Here is a 19,467-nt window from a genome sequence, read left to right on the forward strand (position 1 = left end):
ACCGGAAGAACATCTAAGATCATCCAATCTGGCTTATTCCCTGAGTTACGGAATGATTCAACTACTTCTAAACGTTTAATCGCACGTGTACGACGTTGACCTTGAGCTGTTTTCAACTCTTCTTTTAGGTGTTCAGTTTCACTTTCTAGATCTATTTCTGATAATAGACGCTTAATAGCCTCTGCACCCATAGCTGCTTGGAATTTGCTTCCAAACTTATCTCGGTATGCACGGTATTCTTTTTCAGAAAGTAATTGTTTCTTTTCAAGAGGTGTATCCGCTGGTTCGATTACGACGTAAGAAGCAAAGTAAATTACTTCCTCAAGTGATCTTGGAGACATATCCAAAATCAGACCCATACGGCTTGGAATACCTTTGAAATACCAAATATGTGATACAGGAGCTGCCAATTCAATGTGTCCCATACGCTCACGACGGACTTTCGAACGCGTAACCTCAACTCCACATCGATCACAAACTACGCCTTTATAACGAACACGTTTGTATTTACCACAATGACATTCCCAGTCTTTTGTTGGACCGAAAATACGCTCACAGAATAACCCATCTTTTTCAGGTTTTAGTGTACGATAGTTAATTGTTTCAGGTTTTTTTACTTCTCCATAAGACCATGAACGAATTTTATCTGGTGAAGCTAAACCAATTTTCATATACTCAAAATTATTAACGTCTATCAAGGAGCCTACCTCCCTTTAGTCTTGAGTCTTTAGAAAGACCTTCCAAGTAGCTCTGCATAATGCAATTTAATACGGAAATACGGACAGGCATCACCTGTCCGATTTTTTATCTAATCAATTATTCCTGCTTTGCCTTACTCTAAGTTTCCAACTGGCTCTTCTTCATTAGCTAGTGGTAATAAACCAAGCGCATCAGCTGCCGGAATATCGTCATCTTCATCTAAATCGCGAAGTTCAATTTCTTCTTCGTCAATTGTTAACATCTTAACGTCCATACCTAAGCTTTGAAGTTCTTTAATCAATACTTTGAATGATTCAGGAACGCCTGGTTCAGGAACGCTTTCTCCTTTAACGATCGCTTCATATGTTTTCACACGTCCAACCACGTCATCGGATTTAACCGTTAAGATTTCTTGTAATGTATAAGCAGCACCATAAGCTTCTAGTGCCCATACTTCCATCTCCCCAAAACGTTGTCCACCGAATTGCGCTTTACCTCCAAGAGGCTGTTGCGTAACAAGTGAATAAGGTCCTGTTGAACGTGCATGAAGCTTATCATCAACCATGTGGGCAAGTTTGATCATATACATAACCCCTACAGATACGCGGTTATCAAATGGTTCACCTGAACGACCATCATATAGAGTCGTTTTACCATCACGGTTTAAGCCTGCTTCTTCCATTGTGTTCCAAACATCTTCCTCGTTGGCACCATCAAATACTGGTGAAGCCATGTGTACACCAAGAAGTCTAGAAGCCATACCTAAGTGAAGCTCTAATACTTGCCCGATATTCATACGAGAAGGTACCCCTAGTGGATTTAACATAATATCTACTGGTGTTCCGTCTGGAAGGAAAGGCATATCTTCTTCCGGTAGAATACGAGAGATTACCCCTTTGTTACCATGTCGTCCGGCCATTTTATCCCCTACAGAGATTTTACGTTTTTGAACGATATAAGCACGTACTAATTGGTTAACGCCTGGTGATAACTCATCGCCATCTTCACGATTGAAGACTTTAACGTCTAATACAATTCCGCCTGCACCATGAGGTACACGTAGAGATGTATCGCGAACTTCACGCGCTTTTTCACCGAAAATAGCATGAAGTAAACGTTCTTCAGCAGTAAGTTCTGTAACCCCTTTAGGTGTTACTTTACCAACTAAAATATCTCCGTCTCTTACTTCTGCACCAACACGGATAATCCCACGGTCATCTAAGTTACGTAATGCATCTTCTCCGACGTTTGGAATATCTCTAGTGATTTCTTCTGGCCCAAGCTTCGTGTCACGTGATTCTGATTCATATTCTTCTATATGCACAGAAGTATAGACATCATCTTTCACAAGACGTTCACTCATAATTACAGCATCCTCGTAGTTGTATCCGTCCCATGTCATGAAGGCTACTAGTACGTTACGTCCTAGTGCAAGCTCTCCTTGTTCCATAGATGGACCATCTGCAAGAATATCTAAAGGTTTAACACGGTCTCCAACTTTAACGATTGGACGTTGGTTAATAGATGTACCATGGTTAGAACGCTCGAATTTGTGTACTTTATAAGTTGTTAAGTCACCTTTAACTTCTTTTCCGTCCACTTCTTCAATTCGACGTACACGAATTTCCTTCGCTTCTACGTGTTCTACGATACCATGATATTTCGCAATAACCGCTGCACCAGAGTCACGTGCATTGACGTGTTCCATCCCAGTTCCGACAAACGGAGCTTCTGGGTTTAAAAGAGGAACAGCTTGACGTTGCATGTTCGCCCCCATTAGGGCACGGTTAGAGTCATCATTTTCTAAGAACGGAATACATGCTGTCGCTGCAGAAACTACTTGCTTCGGCGAAACGTCCATGTAATCAATTTGATCTCTTCTAAATACCGTGTTATCTCCACGGAAACGACCAACTACTTCTTCGTTTTTGAAAGCACCCTCTTCAGATAGTGGCGAGTTTGCTTGCGCAACAACGTAGTTGTCCTCTTCATCAGCTGTTAGGTAATCAATACGAGAAGTCACAAGACCTGTTTCAGGATCCACACGACGGTATGGTGTTTCGATAAATCCAAATTTATTTACTTTCGCAAAACTGGAAAGTGAGTTAATTAATCCAATGTTTGGTCCCTCAGGAGTTTCAATCGGACACATACGACCATAGTGAGAGTAGTGAACGTCACGTACTTCGAACCCTGCACGCTCACGCGTTAAACCACCGGGTCCTAAAGCAGATAGACGACGCTTATGAGTCAACTCTGCAAGTGGGTTTGTTTGGTCCATGAACTGAGATAACTGCGAGCTACCAAAGAATTCCTTGATAGATGCAATAACTGGACGAATATTTATCAGCTGTTGTGGAACAATTGCTTGTGTATCGTTAATAGACATACGCTCACGAACTACACGTTCCATACGAGAAAGACCAATACGGAATTGGTTTTGTAATAACTCTCCAACTGAACGTAAACGACGGTTACCAAGATGGTCAATATCATCTGTGTTTCCAACGTTGAATAATAGGTTAAAGAAGTAACCAATAGATGAAACAATATCAGCAGGCGTAATGTTTTTAACTTCTGTTTCCACATACGCATTACTAATTACGTTAATTTCTTTTTGCTCTTCATCATTTGGCGCATAAATTTTAATCGATTGAACCGTAATATCGTCTTCTAACACTCCACCTACTTGAGAGAATGTTTTAAAGCCGATTCCGTTTTCCAGATGAGGAATCAGTCTGTCTAATACACGACGATCAATCAGCGTACCAGCTTCAACTAAGATTTCACCTGTTTCAGGATCCACTAGCGTTTCTGCTACCGTTTGGTTGAATAAGCGATTTTTAATATGCAATTTTTTGTTCATTTTGTAACGACCAACATTAGCTAGGTCATAGCGTTTTGGGTCAAAGAAGCGAGAGTATAGCAAGCTCTTTGCGCTTTCCACTGTTGGTGGCTCACCAGGACGTAAGCGCTCATAGATTTCTAATAACGCTTTTTCAGTAGTTTCTGTATTGTCCTTTTCAAGCGTGTTACGTAAATACTCATTGTCACCGATTAAATCAATGATTTCTTGATCTGAACCGAAGCCTAAAGCACGAAGTAAAACAGTTACTGGTAATTTACGAGTTCTATCAATACGAACGTAAACTACGTCCTTTGCATCAATCTCGTATTCCAGCCATGCACCACGGTTAGGAATAACTGTAGCACCAAAGCCTTTTTTACCATTTTTGTCAGTTTTGTCATGGAAGTATACACTTGGTGAACGGACTAGCTGAGATACGATTACTCGCTCAGCACCATTAATTACGAAAGTTCCGGTTTCTGTCATTAGTGGGAAATCACCCATAAAGACATCTTGTTCCTTCACTTCATCCGTTTCTTTGTTATGAAGACGTACTTTTACGCGTAGTGGTGCTGCGTATGTTGCGTCACGTTCTTTTGATTCATCGACTGAATACTTTGGTTCATTCAAACTATAGTCGACAAATTCCAATGATAGATTGCCTGTAAAATCCTCGATTGGTGAAATATCTTTAAACATTTCACGTAAACCTTCTTCAAGGAACCATTCATAAGATGCTGTTTGAATCTCAATAAGATTCGGTAACTCTAGCACCTCACTAATACGCGCAAAACTTCTACGCTGGCGGTGTTGTCCGTACTGAACTAGTTGACCTGTCAACTCATTCACCCCTCAATTAAAGCGATATTAGGTCTTTTCGATATAGACATTTTGGTGTATGATATCGAAAGACAAAAAGAAAACGAGTTCTTAATAAGAGCTCATTTTTGATTCACCAAACTTTTCTCGGCCAGTATACCCATAAAGTATAGCTTTTATACAAAAGGGCATAAGTCCTCAAAATAATATTTTTGCATTTTATTATAATATCATAGCGATTTTGTCAAGTCAATCTTTTGTACCTTTTATAATCCAATAACCTTTTTCTTTGTTCACAACTTCTACTTGACCAAAAATCTCTTCTAAAAAACTAAAAGTAGATGGTGCCCCTTGTTTCTTTTGAATTACAACCCACAATTCTCCCCCTGAAACTAATTTTTCATAGGAATCCTTATAGAAACGAAATATAGTCTCTTTTCCAGCGCGAATAGGTGGATTAGTTATAATAGCCGCAAAGTTTGCAGTTTCCACTGCTGACAACCCATCACTTTCATAGATTCGCACATTTTGTACCCCGTTAGCAGCCGCATTTTTTACTGCAAGTTGGATTGCACGTGTGTTAACATCTACTAAATGAACTGTTCTTTCTTCATTTGCTTTTGCAACGGCAAGTCCAATTGGACCGTACCCACAGCCCACATCCAATATATCTCCTTCGAGATCTGGGGCACTAAAAGCATCAATTAATACACGGGAGCCAAAATCTACTTCGCTCTTACTAAATACACCAGCATCTGTTTCAAACCGAAAATTATGACCAAGTAATTTAAAATTCCAATGTTGAGGCTTACTTTCCGTTTGAGGTTTTCTAGAATAATAATGTTCAGACACCGTTTAACCCTCCATCATACATACGAAGAAAAGCCCGTCGTATATAGACGAGCTTTTTCCCCGAGTTGTACCAGAAATTACTTAACTTCTACGTTAGCGCCTACTTCTTCAAGTTGAGCTTTCATAGCTTCTGCATCTTCTTTAGATACGCCTTCTTTAATAGCTTTAGGAGCGTTATCTACTACTTCTTTAGCTTCTTTCAAGCCAAGACCAGTGATTTCACGAACTACTTTGATTACTTTAATTTTTTGGTCGCCTGCAGATGCAAGGATTACGTCAAATTCAGTTTGCTCTTCAGCAGCAGCAGCACCGCCACCAGCAGCAGCAGCTACAGGTGCAGCAGCAGTAACACCGAATTCTTCTTCGATTGCTTTTACTAAGTCGTTTAATTCAAGAACTGTCATTGATTTGATAGCTTCTAAGATTTGCTCATTATTCATTTTATTTTCCTCCTATTATTGGGTATGTTAGGCTATTAGCCGGTTTTTTGTTGAAGAGTTGCATAATGAATTATGCGCCTTGCTCTTCTTTTTGTTCTGCAACAGCTTTTGTTGCAAGTGCGAAATTGCGCACTGGAGCTTGAAGTACAGATAAAAGCATTGAAAGAAGTCCTTCGCGTGATGGAAGTTCTGCAAGTGCTTTTACATCTTCAGCTGAAGATACGTTACCTTCGATGATCCCTGCTTTAATTTCTAATTGTTCGTTCTTTTTAGCAAAATCGTTGATGATTTTTGCAGGAGCAACTACGTCTTCGTTAGAGAATGCAACAGCATTTGGTCCAACTAAGAATTCGTTGATCGCATCAACACCCGCGATTTCAGTAGCACGACGTGTAAGTGAGTTTTTATAAACTTTGAACTCAACGCCAGCTTCACGAAGTTGTTTACGTAATTCTGTAACTTGTGCAACGTTTAAACCACGGTAATCAACAACTACTACTGAAGCAGCAGCTTTAAATTTACCAGCGATATCGTCTACAATTACTTTTTTTGTTTCGATTGCTTTGCTCATCTTGGCACCTCCTATAAGAATTGGCCATTTATACCGACAAAAGACAAGCCTCTGATCTACGGATAGACACAGAGGCAGAAAGTCATCATCTAATTAGAATCTGAATTTACGTGTCCTCGGTAGGATATTAAGTGACAAGTCACTCCTACTGTCTTCGGTACAAATGTATATTACACAACAGAAGTCATCTTATCAGATAGACTATAGGTTGTCAATTATTATTTTACTGATTGAGCGTCAACTTTAATAGCTGGGCCCATTGTAGTTGTTACATTTACAGATTTCATGTAAATACCTTTTGATGCAGCTGGTTTAGCTTTTTGAATTACTTCAAATACTGCCATGAAGTTTTCTACTAATTTGTCGTCTTCGAAAGAAACTTTTCCGATAGGTGCATGAATAATCCCTGCTTTGTCAGCACGGTATTCTACTTTACCAGCTTTAATTTCTTCAATCGCTTTAGTAACATCAAATGTAACAGTACCAGTTTTAGGGTTTGGCATTAAACCTTTTGGTCCAAGTACTCGACCGATTTTACCAACTTCACCCATCATGTCAGGAGTTGCAACGATTACATCGAAGTCAAACCATCCTTGTTGGATTTTGTTGATATATTCCACGTCACCTACATAGTCTGCACCTGCAGCTTCAGCTTCTTTAAGTTTTTCACCTTTAGCAAAAACTAATACGCGTTGAGTTTTACCAGTTCCGTTTGGAAGTACTACTGCTCCACGGATTTGTTGGTCGTTTTTACGAGTATCAATTCCTAGACGGAAAGCAACTTCAACTGTTGCATCAAAATTAACTGTGCTAGTTTTTTTAGCAAGTTCAATTGCTTCTTTAGCTGAATACGTAGTATTTTTGTCAACTAATTTAGCAGCTTCTTGTAACTTTTTACCTTTGTTAGCCATTTTAAAATGTCCTCCTTGATAGTGGTTTTAGCGGAATAAACCTCCCACGTGTAAAGGTTGCAGTTATTCTAAGGAACAACTACAACCTTCCAAAAAACAATTGCTTCATATCAAAATCACATAAAGTATTAGTCTTCGATCGTAATACCCATGCTACGTGCTGTACCTTCAACCATCAACATAGCTGTTTCAACAGATGCAGCGTTTAGATCTGGCATTTTTTGTTCAGCGATTTCGCGAACTTTTTCACGTTTAACTGTCGCCACTTTAACGCGGTTCGGTTCACCTGATCCAGATTGAATTCCTGCTGCTACTTTAAGTAACACTGCTGCCGGCGGAGTTTTTGTAATGAAAGTAAAAGAACGATCTTCAAATACAGAAATTTCAACCGGAATGATTAGACCTGCTTGATCAGCAGTACGTGCGTTGAACTCCTTACAGAATCCCATGATATTAACACCTGCTTGTCCTAATGCAGGACCAACCGGTGGAGCTGGATTAGCTTTACCAGCAGGAATTTGTAATTTAACAACTTTAATCACTTTTTTAGCCACGAGACACACCTCCTTAAGTCCGTGATGTGGTAATTGGGTTGCCCCTCCCACTCAAATATCTGTCTCTCAGCTCTGCGCTGATAACATTTAGAAAATTCATGCAGACTTTTTTTCAGTCTGACCTTTGAAATGATACCACTTATCCATTTTTTTAGCAAGTATAAATTATACTTTAATTACTTGTTCGAAATCTAGCTCCATATTCGTTTCGCGTCCGAACATATCTATAGAAACAGTAACTTTTCCTTTTTCTGCCTCGATTGCTTCTACTTTACCTTGGAAATGAGCAAATGGCCCTTCTAGTACTTCTACTAATTCTCCAACTGAGAAATCTACCTCGACTTTGCGATCGTTCATACCCATTTGCTTCAGCATAGATTGAACCTCTTCTGGAGCAAGCGGTGTTGGTTTTGTCCCTCCACCTGATGAACCTAGGAATCCAGTTACTCCTGGTGTGTTACGTACTACATACCAAGCGTCGTCCGTCATGATTAACTCTACAAAAACATACCCAGGGAATGTTTTTCTTGTAACCACACGTTTTTTCCCATCTTTAAAATCTGTTTCTTCTTGTTCCGGGATGAACACTCGGAATATCTTGTCAGACATCCCCATTGTTTCTACACGCTTTTCTAAATTTGCTTTTACTTTATTTTCATACCCAGAGTACGTATGAACGACATACCAATTTTTTTCCATAGTGTCAGGACTAGATGTCCTTCCCTCCTTTTCTAAGACAAATGAAAAAACCCGTTCGTTGACTAAGACGGGCTATTTTCAGATATTTACATGCTACAAACTTATAACTCCAAGTACCAACGGAACAATTCAGAAATACCTAAGTCCACTACTGCAAAGAATACAGCCATTACTACTACTGTTGCAAGCACAATGATTGTGTACCGTGTTAGCTCTTTGCGTTTTGGCCAACTTACTTTTCTCATTTCTGACCCTACGTTTTTAAAAAACCCACTAATATTAGCCATTTAGTTGAACCTCCACATGGAATATCTATCTTCTTACATACTCATAATGTTTGTTTGTGTACTGTATGAGCATTACAATGCGTGCAGTATTTTTTTCTCTCTATACGAACAGAACCGCTATCTTTAGACGCTGGAACTGTATAATTGCGATTACCACATTCTACGCAACTCAAGACGATTTTTTTAGTCATAATCTCACCTTTTTGGTGTATAAGTCTTTTTCAAGATTATCACCTTAGACTTACTGTGTCAACAAAATCCCAAATTATGCATAATTACTTCCAATCTCCATATAACGCTCTAGCTTACGCTTTACTCTTTGCAAGGCGTTATCGATAGACTTAACATGTCTATTCAATTCCTCGGATATCTCTTGATAGGATTGGCCATCTAGATATAAGGAGAGCACCTGCTGTTCAAGCTCGCTTAAAATTTCACCCATTTTACCTTCCATGTAATCATAGTTCTCTCTGTTTATGATTAACTCTTCTGGGTCGTCTACCACAGATCCTGCGATAATATCCATAAGTGTCCGATCTGATTCCTCATCATAGATCGGCTTGTCCAAGGAAATATATGAATTGAGCGGAATATGCTTTTGCCTGGTAGCTGTTTTAATAGCAGTAATGATCTGCCTTGTAATACATAATTCAGCAAATGCCCTAAAAGAAGAAAGCTTTTCCTCTTTGAAATCACGAATCGCCTTATATAGTCCAATCATTCCTTCTTGAAGTATATCTTCCTTATCCGCACCTATTAAAAAATAGGATCTACCTTTCATTCTCACAAATGAACGGTATTTCGTTATTAAATAATCTAGCGCTTCGGTGTTTCCTTGATGAACCATTTCTACAAGCTCTTCATCTAGTAAACTATCCAATTGTTGTAGATTCAGCTCTGTCTTTTCCAATGAAGTCACCTCAGCTAAATTAGACATATTTACCATCAGTATACAGGATTCAAATTTATAGCGTCAATGAGTCATTTCATTCCTCTTCGCCATTTTTCGAAAATTTCCGCTACTTCTTCTGATAAATCAATGGTCGAAGACGGCTTAGCTTCTTGGATATTCTTCACTTTTTTCGTAATATTCGAGGAAATAGAAATCATTTCAATTTCTAACTCTCTTGCAGATTTTCTTAGCGCACCTTGTCCAAATATGACTCGTTGCTCTGTCATATCAGAGGTAGCAACATAAATTTGCACGCGCCTACCACTTAACTCCCGAGTCATCTTTTCAATTCGTTCATCTGCGGTTTCATTTTTTCTTGTAAAGATAATTTCCACATCATATTGTTTCTTTTTGTTTTCTATACCCGGTACTAAGTGGGCATCAAACACTACAATTACTCGTATACCAGTAAATGCTTTATATTCTGCCATTTGCTCGATTAGTCTATCTCTAGCATCTAGTAATTTATCATTTTTTAGTTTTCTTAACTCGCTCCATGCGCCGATGATATTATAACCATCGACAAGTAGAATCTGCATGATTTTATTGTTTAAGCGGGTTTCTTACGCGCAAAACTTCGTATAGAAGGATTGACGTAGCAACGGACGCATTCAAGCTAGTTACATGACCAACCATCGGCAAATGGTAAAGAAAGTCGCATTTATCTTTCAATAATCGACTCATCCCTTTTCCTTCACTTCCAATAATGAGTGCTAACGGGAGGGTAGCATCCATATTTCTATAATCTGTTGACTTGGCAGCATCTGTTCCTGCAATCCACACTCCACGCTCTTTAAGCTCGTCCACTGTTTGAGCCAAGTTCCCGGCACGATAAACTGGCACATGCTCAATTGCACCCGTAGAAGCTTTTGCTACTACTGCTGTTAACCCAACAGCTCTTCTCTTCGGAATGATAATACCATGTGCTCCTACCGCATCCGCAGTTCGCATAATGGAGCCTAGGTTATGTGGGTCCTCAATTTCATCTAAAATGATAAAAAGTGGATCCTCTTTTTTACTTGCAGCTAGATTAAATAAATCATCTAATTCTGCATATTTGTAAGCAGCAACTGAAGCTACAATCCCTTGATGATTTGCATCGGTTAAATTGTCCAGCTTTTTCTTTGGGACAAACTGAACGATAATTCCTGCTTCCTTCGCCAATTGTATGATTTCTGTAACACCACTTTTTTGAATACCTTCAGCTATCCAGACCTTATTCATGTCTCTTCCAGAACGCAGTGCTTCTACGACTGGATTTTTACCAGCAATAATTTCACCAGTTTGTTCGGATTTCTCTATCATTATTTTTTCTCTCCCTTTTGACCATCGATAAATTCAATGGAAAATCGCAGCACCTCTTGCAAACGATCTGCTTGCTCACTTAAGTATAAGCTACCAATAACAGCTTCAAACGCTGTACTGTAATGATACGTCAAAACGTCTGTATTTTTAGGGACCGTTCCAGATTTGGCGTTTCTTCCTCTTCTTAAGACAGCCTCTTCTTCCTCAGTTAAGAAATTAGTGTTTAACATTTCTTTAACGATTGTTGCTTGTGCCTTGGCAGACACGTAATTTGTTGCTTCTTTGTGAAGGATGTTTGGTCTAACCCGCCCTGAGCGGATGAGGTGTTCTCGAACTTCTTGTTCGAACACCGCATCACCCATATAAGCTAAGGCTAAAGAGTTAAGTTGCTTTACATCAGATAATTTAAATTCCACGAGGGTCACCCACGCTTCCATCGGATACCTTGGGCAGTATCTTCTAAAATAATATTCATTTCCTTCAGCTGATCTCTAATTTCATCCGCACGAGCAAAATTTCGATCTTTTCTCGCTTGGTTACGTTCTTCGATAAGCGCATCAATTTCTTCATCCAACACCTCTTGCTCCTTTGAAATGGTAATTCCAAGAACTGCAGTTAATAAATCCAAAATGGATATAAATTGTTTTAATACTTCTTCAGATGTTTGCTTTTCTAATAGATAAGTATTCGCTAGCTTAGATAATTCAAATAATGCAGCTATCCCATTGGCAGTATTAAAATCATCATCCATTGCCGTTTCAAATTGTTGCTTAACCTCTTGTATTTTGTGCAGCCATATATCATGCTGGTCACCTAAATCCGCTGTTGTATTCAAACGGTGAAGCACATTTTCATATGAAGTACGAATACGGTCTAACCCTGCCTCTGCCTGCTCTACAAGCTCTTGAGAATAGTTAATTGGGTTACGGTAATGAACACTTAGCATAAAGAATCGGAGCACTTGCGGATTAATTTGCTTACGAATATCATTCACCAATACAAAGTTACCAAGTGACTTAGACATTTTTTCATTGTCTATATTGATATAACCGTTATGCATCCAATACCTAGCAAAGGTTTTTCCAGTTCTAGCCTCAGATTGAGCAATCTCGTTTTCATGGTGAGGAAAAGTTAAATCCTGACCACCAGCGTGTATATCAATTGTGTCTCCCAAAATCTCACGTGCCATAACAGAGCACTCAATGTGCCAACCTGGTCGACCTTGCCCCCATGGACTTTCCCAGAATATCTCACCAGGCTTTGCAGCTTTCCATAGAGCGAAGTCTAACGCGTCTTCTTTCTTCTCTCCACGCTCAATTCGTGCTCCTACCTTTAAGTCATCTACGGACTGATGAGAAAGCTTTCCGTACCCTTCAAACTTTCTCGTACGGTAGTAAACGTCGCCTTGTGATTCATAAGCATAGCCTTTTTCTACTAGCACTTTAATAAAGTCTATAATTTCATCCATATGTTCCGTTACACGAGGATGGGAGTCTGCCTTTGTGCATCCTAGTGCCTCTACGTCTGCATAATAAGCTTTAATAAAACGATCCGTAAGCTCCGATACATCTTCACCGAGTTCGTTGGCTGCTTTAATAATCTTGTCGTCTACATCAGTAAAATTACTTACGAATGTCACATCGTATCCACGATATTGCAAATACTTTCGGACCGTGTCATATACGATAACCGGTCGTGCGTTACCGATATGGATGTAATTGTATACCGTTGGACCGCATACATACATCTTTACCTTTCCTTCTTCTATTGGCACAAATGGTTCCTTCTCACGTTTTAGTGAATTAAAGATTTGAATTGTCATGGCGATTGGCTCTCTCCTTTTCCTCTAGCAATTGAACTATTTCTTCCTGTAGTTGCTTAATCTTATCTTCCATTTCCTTGCAACGATCTGCAAATGGATCAGGAAGATCTTGATGATCTAAGTTTCTTTTTACCTTTTTACCATTTTGAATGACGACTACACCAGGTATGCCAACTACCGTAGAATCTTCTGGTACATCCTTTAGGACGACGGAGCCTGCTCCTACCTTACTGTTGTCACCGATTGTGATAGACCCCAACACCTTAGCTCCAGTAGCTACTAAGACATTATTCTTAAGAGTAGGGTGACGCTTTCCTTTTTCTTTACCAGTTCCCCCTAAGGTAACGCCTTGATAGATCGTACAATCGTCTCCTATCTCACAGGTTTCTCCAATAACCACCCCTGAACCATGGTCGATAAAGAAGCGTCTGCCTATCACCGCTCCAGGATGGATTTCTATACCTGTAAAGAACCTGCTGATTTGGGAGATTAGCCTTGCAAGGAAAAACCATTTCCTTTTATAAAAGACGTGTGCTAACCTATGGCTCCAAACTGCATGTAAGCCTGCATAGGTTAATATAACCTCCAACTTACTAGTAGCAGCGGGATCCTGTTCAAACACTACCTCTATATCTTCTTTCATCCGCTCAAACACGATAATCACTCCTTTTTTCCATAAAAAAAGTCTCTGTCTATAAATATAGACAGAGACGCTGTTTTGCGCGGTTCCACTCTGATTGGAAAGATGTATATCTTTCCCACTTCACATCTTTAACGCAGATGATACGTCCAGCCTACTAATCGTTCGGCTTGGCGCTCCGAGGTGCATTTCCATAACTCATAGGTTCAGACCACTTTCAGCCGGTGATGGTCCTCTCTAAGGAACTTGCGTTACGTACTTCTCCTCTTCTTAGCTTTCTTTACTTCGTTCATGAATTACACTCATTTTCACACCTTGCAGTGGAAAAGTCAATTTTATTGTTTAGCGTATTTGGAAACTCTAGCAATTACTTTTTCTTTTCCGATTAAGCTAATTGCATCAGCTAATTCCGGACCATGTGTCTGGCCAGTAGTTACGACACGGATAGGCATAAATAGGTTTTTCCCCTTATGACCAGTTTCCTTTTGTACCGCTTTAATCGATGCTTTAATTTCTGCAGGTTCAAATGTTTCTAGAGCCTCTAACTGTGCTTTAAAGGCAGCCATAACCTCTGGTACTTGTTCACCAGTCAATACTTCAAGAGCTTCTTCATTATATGCAACATCGTCGTTAAAGAACAATGATGACAACTCAATAATTTCTGCTCCAAAGCTCATTTGATCATGGTAAAGTCCTATTAAATTTGTAGCCCATACTTGCTGCTCCTCAGATAATTCCTCTGGAAGAAGCCCTTCTTTTTGTAGATGTGGCAACGCAAGCTCTACTACTTTTTCTAGTGGAAGTTGCTTAATGTATTGATTGTTCATCCAAGTTAGTTTTTGCTTATCGAACATTGATGGTGATTTCGAAAGACGAGCTACATCAAATTGTTTAATGAATTCCTCTTTAGAGAAGATTTCTTCTTCCCCTTCAGGAGACCAGCCTAATAGAGCAAAGAAGTTGAACATTGCTTCTGGAAGATACCCTAAGTCTTTATATTGTGCTACAAATTGTATGATTGATTCATCACGTTTAGATAATTTTTTACGGCTTTCGTTGATGATTAACGTCATGTGTCCGTACTTAGGATATTCCCAGCCAAAAACGTCAAATACCATTAATTGTTTTGGAGTATTTGATAAATGCTCTTCACCTCGGAATACATGCGTAATCTCCATTAAGTGATCATCTAATACTACTGCGTAGTTATAGGTTGGAATGCCATTTGCTTTGACAAGAACCCAGTCACCAACATCTTTGGATTCAAAGGACACAGTTCCACGAACTAGATCGTCAAACTTATACGTTACATTTTCAGGCACACGCATACGAATCGTATAAGGTGTTCCTGCCGCTTCCTTCTCTTGTACTTCTTCTTTAGATAAATGTCTGCATTTTCCGTTATACATCGGAGCAGCTACACCATTTTCTTTTTGTTGCTCACGGTCAGCTTCTAATTCCTCAGAAGTACAGAAACATTTATAAGCATGGCCTTTTTCTAGCATTTCCTCTGCATGTTTCGTGTAAATATCTAAACGCTCCATTTGGCGATAAGGTGCATAAGGTCCACCGATATCTACTGATTCATCGTATTCCATTCCTAGCCACTTTAAGTTATCCAGCTGTGATAATTCTCCGCCTTCAATATTTCTCTCAATATCTGTGTCTTCAATACGAACGATAAATTTCCCATTATGGTGGCGAGCATATAAATAATTGAATAATGCAGTACGTGCCCCTCCAATATGGAGATTTCCTGTAGGACTTGGTGCATAGCGTACGCGAACTTCTTGTGTCATTATAAATCCTCCTAATTATCTTACGTTTAAATTAAACCATTATCTGGAAAGTGGAATTAAACCGTTGAAAGACAACTCGATTGTTGCCTGTTTCGCTAAAGTAGTAAACTTTATCTATTCTACCACTGCGTGTAGCATTTTTAAAGCTAGTCTTTTTTTATTAAAAGGATAGTTGCCATCGAAGCAATCCCTTCCCCACGCCCAGTAAACCCTAGCTTTTCGGTAGTCGTTGCCTTTACATTGACCTGAGAGACATCAGCTTGCAGAAGCTCTGCCACCTTTGAGCGGATTTGCTCTATGTATGGGGCCATTTTAGGCATCTGAGCTATTATCGTGCAATCTACATTTCCAAGTTTATAGCCTTTTGCATCTACTAGTTTCCAAATATACTCGAGCAATTTCGCCGAATCTGCATCTTTAAAGTCAGGATCCGTATCAGGGAAATGTCTCCCAATGTCTCCTTCTCCAATTGCTCCTAGCGCTGCATCTGTAATGGTATGGAGTAACACATCTGCATCCGAGTGACCGATTAAACCTCTTTCATAAGGAATCGTTATCCCACCTATGATTAATGGGCGGTTATCTGCAAATTCATGTACATCAAAGCCTTGTCCTATTCTTAACAATTTATTTATCCTCCTGCTTTCGTTTATTTAAAATTACTTCACCTAACAATAAGTCCTCTTGAGTGGTTACCTTTACGTTATCATAGGTACTCTCCACGATGTGGACATTTCCACCTTGCTTCTCTACTAGCATAGCCTCGTCTGTCCCTAAAAAGGATTCCTGCTCTGCGATTCTTTCGGCATTTTCCAATACATCATATTGAAAAGCTTGAGGTGTTTGGATAATCCAAAGACTCTCTCGATCAACCGTTTCCTGTATTATACCATTGTGAACCTTTTTCATCGTATCCTTTGCACGTACTGCCGCAACTGCTGCGCCGAATTGATCAGCAGCTTGGACTAACTGATGAATCACTTCCTGCTGAACAAATGGTCTAGCAGCATCATGCACCAATACAATTCCTTTAGCAGGACTAGCCTTCAAGCCCGCATACACACTATGCTGCCTTTCAGAGCCACCTTCTACAATGGCGGACACCTTTTGGATGGAATATTGCTCAAGCAGCTGTTCTATATATGATTTTTCTTCTTTTTTTATCACTAAAACAATATGAGCACAGTCAGGGTCTTGTTCAAAAACTCTAAGCGTATGTATTAAAACTGGTATATTACTTAATTCGATAAAAAGTTTGTTGTGACCTGCTCCCATCCTTTTGCCACTTCCCGCGGCAGGTAAGATTACTGTATACAACATTAATTACGTACCTCCTATATTACAAAGAAAAAGGGTATGCTCCACAAAGGAAACACCCCCTCCTACTTATTTAGTTTCTTGGGGTTTCGCAAAGATCATTCGTCCTGCTGATGTTTGGAGAACACTCGTCACTTCCACATTAATAGCTTGTCCGATATAAGCTTTACCGCCTTCTACAACAATCATCGTCCCATCGTCTAAATAAGCTACCCCTTGATTATGCTCTTTACCATCTTTAATCACAACTACATGCATTATTTCCCCGGGAATAACTACCGGTTTAACGGCATTTGCTAAGTCATTAATATTCAATACACGAACCTGATGCAACTCACAAACCTTGTTTAGGTTAAAATCATTTGTTACTACTATGCCGCCCATTTTTTTAGCTAGACGCATCAGTTTTAAATCAACTTCTTGGACATCCTCGAAGTCTTCTTCCACTATTAAAACCGCAGTGCTTCTTTCATCCTTTAATTTGTTTAGAACGTCTAAGCCTCGGCGACCTCTTGTGCGTTTAAGTGTATCAGAAGAATCTGCAATATGCTGAAGCTCTGTTAGCACAAATTGAGGGACAACTAGTACCCCTTCCATAAAGCCAGTTTCAGAAATATCAGCTATTCTTCCATCAATGATCACACTTGTGTCCAAGAGCTTATAAGTACCCAATGGCAGGGCCTGTTCTTCTTCCTCTGCTGTTTTTTTCTTCAACGTAGGAAGCTTAGAGGATGGAGTAAACACATGTAACAATTCATCTCTCTTTTTATAACCTACCTGGAATCCTAAATACCCTAAAATAATGGTCAATAGAACTGGAGCAACAGACCGAATGACTGGAAATTCAATACTCGACACCGCTGACCCTAAAAAGAAGGCTACGATTAAACCGATGACCATCCCTAACGTCCCAAACAACAAATCACCAATAGGTGCCTTTAACAGTCTTTCCTCCATCCATTTGATGAAATGAATTAAATAATCTGTTAAAAATAGCGCAGCTACATACAGCATGATTGCTCCGATCAATACAGAAACATATACATTGTTAATAAAAGAGTTGTTGGATAAATTAATCAGTTCATATAAGTGCGGTAAGAATAGCAACCCTAATGTACCACCTATTAATACAAAAGCAATTTGAATAATCCACTTTAACAAATATTCCACCTCCGTTTAAATTTTATTATACTTCCTTTTATGGCTCTATGCCTATTTTGACGTATGAGTAAGGCTAACCTACGCAGCAATACTAGTATCAAAAGTTTACTTATACATAGTTTACATTACCAGCCAGAAGTATACGTATTTTAGAAAGCAGGTGGAAGTTCCCCACCACCGTATCTTCTCTCCTATTACCTCGAGTAGTTTGTCCTACTATAGTCAGTTAAGAAAAAGCTTCCTTCATCACTTCATTTACTGATTCTACACCAATGACCTGAAGTCCCTTTGGATAGTCCCAGCCTCCCATATTCGATGCTGGGATGATTGCTCGTTTAAAGCCAAGCTTTGAAGCCTCTTGCACTCTTTGTTCAATCCTCGAAACTCTTCTTACCTCACCAGTTAATCCGACTTCTCCTATAAAACAGTCAGTTGAAGCAACACCTATATCTCTAAAACTAGAGACAATACTTACTAGGACGGCTAAATCGATGGCAGGTTCGTCTAATTTTACTCCACCAGCAACTTTTATATAGGCGTCTTGCGTTTGAAGTAGCAGTCCCATGCGTTTTTCTAGCACTGCCATCAACAAGGAAATTCTATTTTGGTCAATCCCTGTAGCCATTCTTTTTGGATAGTTAAAACTCGACTGTGTGACTAGCGCTTGAATCTCTACTAAGATCGGTCTTGTCCCTTCCATAGACGCGACGATTGCAGAGCCTGCTGCTCCATGAGAACGCTCCTGCAAAAATAACTCAGAAGGATTCAGTACTTCCTTTAGACCCTGTTGTACCATTTCAAAAATAGCAATCTCATTAGTCGACCCAAATCTATTTTTTTGTGAACGCAATATACGATGATTGTGATGACGCTCACCCTCAAAATATAAAACCGTATCTACCATATGCTCAAGAATCCTCGGTCCGGCGATTTGCCCTTCCTTAGTTACATGACCAACTAAAAAGATTGCAATATTTTTAGTCTTCGCGATACGCATCAGCTCAGCAGTACTTTCACGTACTTGAGACACGCTACCTGGTGCACTCGTTACTTCTGGGTGATGCACGGTTTGTATAGAATCCACGATTACAAAACGCGGACTTACTTGATCGATTGTTTCATTTATCAGCTCTAGATTAGTTTCCGAATAGATATAAAGTTCGTTTGAAGTAACTCCTAGACGTTCAGCTCGGAGTTTCGTCTGGCGGATGGATTCTTCTCCAGAAATGTAGAGGACTCTTTCTCCCTTATTCGCAAGAAGTGCAGAAACTTGTAAAAGAAGCGTTGATTTACCTATACCTGGATCTCCCCCAATTAAAACTAGGGAGCCTGGCACAATTCCTCCACCTAAGACCCGATTCAATTCTACTAAATCTGTTTGTACACGAGGCTCATCAATCGTTTCAATAGATATAATAGGCGTTGCTTTTTGAGTGACTCCAGAGGAATGCTGAAAAGAATGTCTAGGACCCTTAGAGACAACCTCTACCTCTTCCACCATCGTGTTCCATTCTCCACACCCTGGACATCTCCCCATCCATTTGGCAGCCTCATAGCCACATGAGTTACACATAAATTTCGTTTTCTTTTTTGCCATAAAATCCTCCTATAATAAGAAAAGCATAATCGCCTGTTCTGCCCCGACAGGCAAATGGAGAAAAGCGAGGAGGCAGTTCCTCAGCCACCGGAGCTTTTATCCATTTGACCCGAGGGGCAAGGCGATGAAGCTAGACATCTTGAAAAGCATAATCGCCTGTACTGCCCCGACAGGCAAATGGAGAAAAGCGAGGA

General features: G+C 39.7%; 20 protein-coding genes, 1 pseudogene and 2 other annotated features. All 21 genes and pseudogenes read right to left on the reverse strand.

Translation table 11 applies throughout. The features are described 5' to 3' along the window. A pseudogene (locus tag AC06OU_RS03850) lies at positions 1-698 on the reverse strand (DNA-directed RNA polymerase subunit beta'); the annotation flags it as partial. Positions 699-832: 134 nt separating this feature from the next. Continuing rightward, positions 833-4,387: a DNA-directed RNA polymerase subunit beta gene (rpoB, locus tag AC06OU_RS03855; protein WP_475854097.1), complete on the reverse strand. Its 3,555-nt coding sequence runs from the start codon at positions 4,385-4,387 to the stop codon at positions 833-835. Between the two features lie 228 nt (positions 4,388-4,615). After that, positions 4,616-5,218, reverse strand: coding sequence for a class I SAM-dependent methyltransferase (locus tag AC06OU_RS03860; RefSeq protein ID WP_169359377.1), 603 nt, complete (start codon positions 5,216-5,218; stop codon positions 4,616-4,618). Between the two features lie 77 nt (positions 5,219-5,295). Next, positions 5,296-5,658: a 50S ribosomal protein L7/L12 gene (gene rplL / locus AC06OU_RS03865; RefSeq protein ID WP_169359378.1), complete on the reverse strand. Its 363-nt coding sequence runs from the start codon at positions 5,656-5,658 to the stop codon at positions 5,296-5,298. A 70-nt stretch (positions 5,659-5,728) separates the two neighbouring features. Further along, on the reverse strand, positions 5,729-6,229 hold the full coding sequence (rplJ, locus tag AC06OU_RS03870; protein ID WP_169359379.1) for a 50S ribosomal protein L10: 501 nt from the start codon (positions 6,227-6,229) through the stop codon (positions 5,729-5,731). A 32-nt stretch (positions 6,230-6,261) separates the two neighbouring features. Beyond that, positions 6,262-6,405, reverse strand: a sequence feature (ribosomal protein L10 leader region). Between the two features lie 42 nt (positions 6,406-6,447). Next, a complete protein-coding gene (gene rplA, locus AC06OU_RS03875) occupies positions 6,448-7,140 on the reverse strand; it encodes a 50S ribosomal protein L1 (protein WP_475854099.1) in 693 nt (230 codons plus the stop codon). 128 nt (positions 7,141-7,268) lie between these two features. Continuing rightward, the gene (gene rplK / locus AC06OU_RS03880) at positions 7,269-7,694 is read right to left on the reverse strand and encodes a 50S ribosomal protein L11 (RefSeq protein WP_169359381.1); all 426 of its coding nucleotides are present in this window, start codon (positions 7,692-7,694) and stop codon (positions 7,269-7,271) included. Positions 7,695-7,859: 165 nt separating this feature from the next. Further along, complete coding sequence (nusG, locus tag AC06OU_RS03885) at positions 7,860-8,393, reverse strand: transcription termination/antitermination protein NusG (RefSeq protein WP_169359382.1); 534 nt, start codon at positions 8,391-8,393, stop codon at positions 7,860-7,862. A gap of 101 nt (positions 8,394-8,494) precedes the next feature. Continuing rightward, complete coding sequence (gene secE, locus AC06OU_RS03890) at positions 8,495-8,680, reverse strand: preprotein translocase subunit SecE (RefSeq protein WP_475854101.1); 186 nt, start codon at positions 8,678-8,680, stop codon at positions 8,495-8,497. Between the two features lie 41 nt (positions 8,681-8,721). Then, complete coding sequence (gene rpmG / locus AC06OU_RS03895) at positions 8,722-8,871, reverse strand: 50S ribosomal protein L33 (RefSeq protein WP_298472447.1); 150 nt, start codon at positions 8,869-8,871, stop codon at positions 8,722-8,724. Positions 8,872-8,945: 74 nt separating this feature from the next. Further along, positions 8,946-9,617 carry an RNA polymerase sporulation sigma factor SigH gene (sigH, locus tag AC06OU_RS03900; RefSeq protein WP_169359385.1) on the reverse strand — a complete coding sequence of 224 codons (672 nt, stop codon included), beginning with the start codon at positions 9,615-9,617 and terminating at the stop codon, positions 8,946-8,948. Positions 9,618-9,661: 44 nt separating this feature from the next. Further along, the gene (locus tag AC06OU_RS03905; protein WP_298472443.1) at positions 9,662-10,171 is read right to left on the reverse strand and encodes an NYN domain-containing protein; all 510 of its coding nucleotides are present in this window, start codon (positions 10,169-10,171) and stop codon (positions 9,662-9,664) included. Between the two features lie 4 nt (positions 10,172-10,175). Next, positions 10,176-10,937, reverse strand: coding sequence for a 23S rRNA (guanosine(2251)-2'-O)-methyltransferase RlmB (gene rlmB / locus AC06OU_RS03910; RefSeq protein ID WP_169359387.1), 762 nt, complete (start codon positions 10,935-10,937; stop codon positions 10,176-10,178). After that, on the reverse strand, positions 10,937-11,299 hold the full coding sequence (locus AC06OU_RS03915; protein ID WP_475854114.1) for a Mini-ribonuclease 3: 363 nt from the start codon (positions 11,297-11,299) through the stop codon (positions 10,937-10,939). The genes rlmB and AC06OU_RS03915 overlap by 1 nt, the downstream gene beginning before the upstream one ends. 59 nt (positions 11,300-11,358) lie before the next feature. After that, positions 11,359-12,759: a cysteine--tRNA ligase gene (cysS, locus tag AC06OU_RS03920; RefSeq protein WP_475854105.1), complete on the reverse strand. Its 1,401-nt coding sequence runs from the start codon at positions 12,757-12,759 to the stop codon at positions 11,359-11,361. Beyond that, a complete protein-coding gene (gene cysE, locus AC06OU_RS03925; RefSeq protein WP_342560051.1) occupies positions 12,740-13,414 on the reverse strand; it encodes a serine O-acetyltransferase in 675 nt (224 codons plus the stop codon). The genes cysS and cysE overlap by 20 nt, the downstream gene beginning before the upstream one ends. A gap of 48 nt (positions 13,415-13,462) precedes the next feature. Next, positions 13,463-13,680, reverse strand: a binding site (T-box leader). Positions 13,681-13,734: 54 nt separating this feature from the next. Further along, the gene (gene gltX, locus AC06OU_RS03930; RefSeq protein WP_475854107.1) at positions 13,735-15,198 is read right to left on the reverse strand and encodes a glutamate--tRNA ligase; all 1,464 of its coding nucleotides are present in this window, start codon (positions 15,196-15,198) and stop codon (positions 13,735-13,737) included. Between the two features lie 146 nt (positions 15,199-15,344). Further along, positions 15,345-15,824 carry a 2-C-methyl-D-erythritol 2,4-cyclodiphosphate synthase gene (ispF, locus tag AC06OU_RS03935; RefSeq protein WP_475854109.1) on the reverse strand — a complete coding sequence of 160 codons (480 nt, stop codon included), beginning with the start codon at positions 15,822-15,824 and terminating at the stop codon, positions 15,345-15,347. A gap of 1 nt (position 15,825) precedes the next feature. Continuing rightward, on the reverse strand, positions 15,826-16,518 hold the full coding sequence (gene ispD / locus AC06OU_RS03940) for a 2-C-methyl-D-erythritol 4-phosphate cytidylyltransferase (RefSeq protein WP_475854110.1): 693 nt from the start codon (positions 16,516-16,518) through the stop codon (positions 15,826-15,828). Between the two features lie 66 nt (positions 16,519-16,584). Continuing rightward, entirely contained in the window at positions 16,585-17,676 is a 1,092-nt protein-coding gene (locus AC06OU_RS03945) for a PIN/TRAM domain-containing protein (protein ID WP_342567289.1), read from the reverse strand. Positions 17,677-17,902: 226 nt separating this feature from the next. Continuing rightward, positions 17,903-19,273 carry a DNA repair protein RadA gene (radA, locus tag AC06OU_RS03950; RefSeq protein ID WP_475854111.1) on the reverse strand — a complete coding sequence of 457 codons (1,371 nt, stop codon included), beginning with the start codon at positions 19,271-19,273 and terminating at the stop codon, positions 17,903-17,905. Positions 19,274-19,467: the final 194 nt, after the last annotated feature.

Source organism: Psychrobacillus sp., assembly GCF_056205495.1.

What these genes read in the sequence shown, in the direction of transcription:
- rplL (WP_169359378.1), bottom strand. Translation starts at nt 5,658, where the DNA reads ATGAATAATGAGCAAATCTTAGAAGCTATCAAATCAATGACAGTTCTT.
- rplJ (WP_169359379.1), bottom strand. Translation starts at nt 6,229, where the DNA reads ATGAGCAAAGCAATCGAAACAAAAAAAGTAATTGTAGACGATATCGCT.
- rplA (WP_475854099.1), bottom strand. Translation starts at nt 7,140, where the DNA reads ATGGCTAACAAAGGTAAAAAGTTACAAGAAGCTGCTAAATTAGTTGAC.
- nusG (WP_169359382.1), bottom strand. Translation starts at nt 8,393, where the DNA reads ATGGAAAAAAATTGGTATGTCGTTCATACGTACTCTGGGTATGAAAAT.
- secE (WP_475854101.1), bottom strand. Translation starts at nt 8,680, where the DNA reads ATGGCTAATATTAGTGGGTTTTTTAAAAACGTAGGGTCAGAAATGAGA.
- rpmG (WP_298472447.1), bottom strand. Translation starts at nt 8,871, where the DNA reads ATGACTAAAAAAATCGTCTTGAGTTGCGTAGAATGTGGTAATCGCAAT.
- sigH (WP_169359385.1), bottom strand. Translation starts at nt 9,617, where the DNA reads ATGTCTAATTTAGCTGAGGTGACTTCATTGGAAAAGACAGAGCTGAAT.
- AC06OU_RS03905 (WP_298472443.1), bottom strand. Translation starts at nt 10,171, where the DNA reads ATGCAGATTCTACTTGTCGATGGTTATAATATCATCGGCGCATGGAGC.
- rlmB (WP_169359387.1), bottom strand. Translation starts at nt 10,937, where the DNA reads ATGATAGAGAAATCCGAACAAACTGGTGAAATTATTGCTGGTAAAAAT.
- AC06OU_RS03915 (WP_475854114.1), bottom strand. Translation starts at nt 11,299, where the DNA reads ATGGGTGATGCGGTGTTCGAACAAGAAGTTCGAGAACACCTCATCCGC.
- cysS (WP_475854105.1), bottom strand. Translation starts at nt 12,759, where the DNA reads ATGACAATTCAAATCTTTAATTCACTAAAACGTGAGAAGGAACCATTT.
- gltX (WP_475854107.1), bottom strand. Translation starts at nt 15,198, where the DNA reads ATGACACAAGAAGTTCGCGTACGCTATGCACCAAGTCCTACAGGAAAT.
- ispD (WP_475854110.1), bottom strand. Translation starts at nt 16,518, where the DNA reads ATGTTGTATACAGTAATCTTACCTGCCGCGGGAAGTGGCAAAAGGATG.
- radA (WP_475854111.1), bottom strand. Translation starts at nt 19,273, where the DNA reads ATGGCAAAAAAGAAAACGAAATTTATGTGTAACTCATGTGGCTATGAG.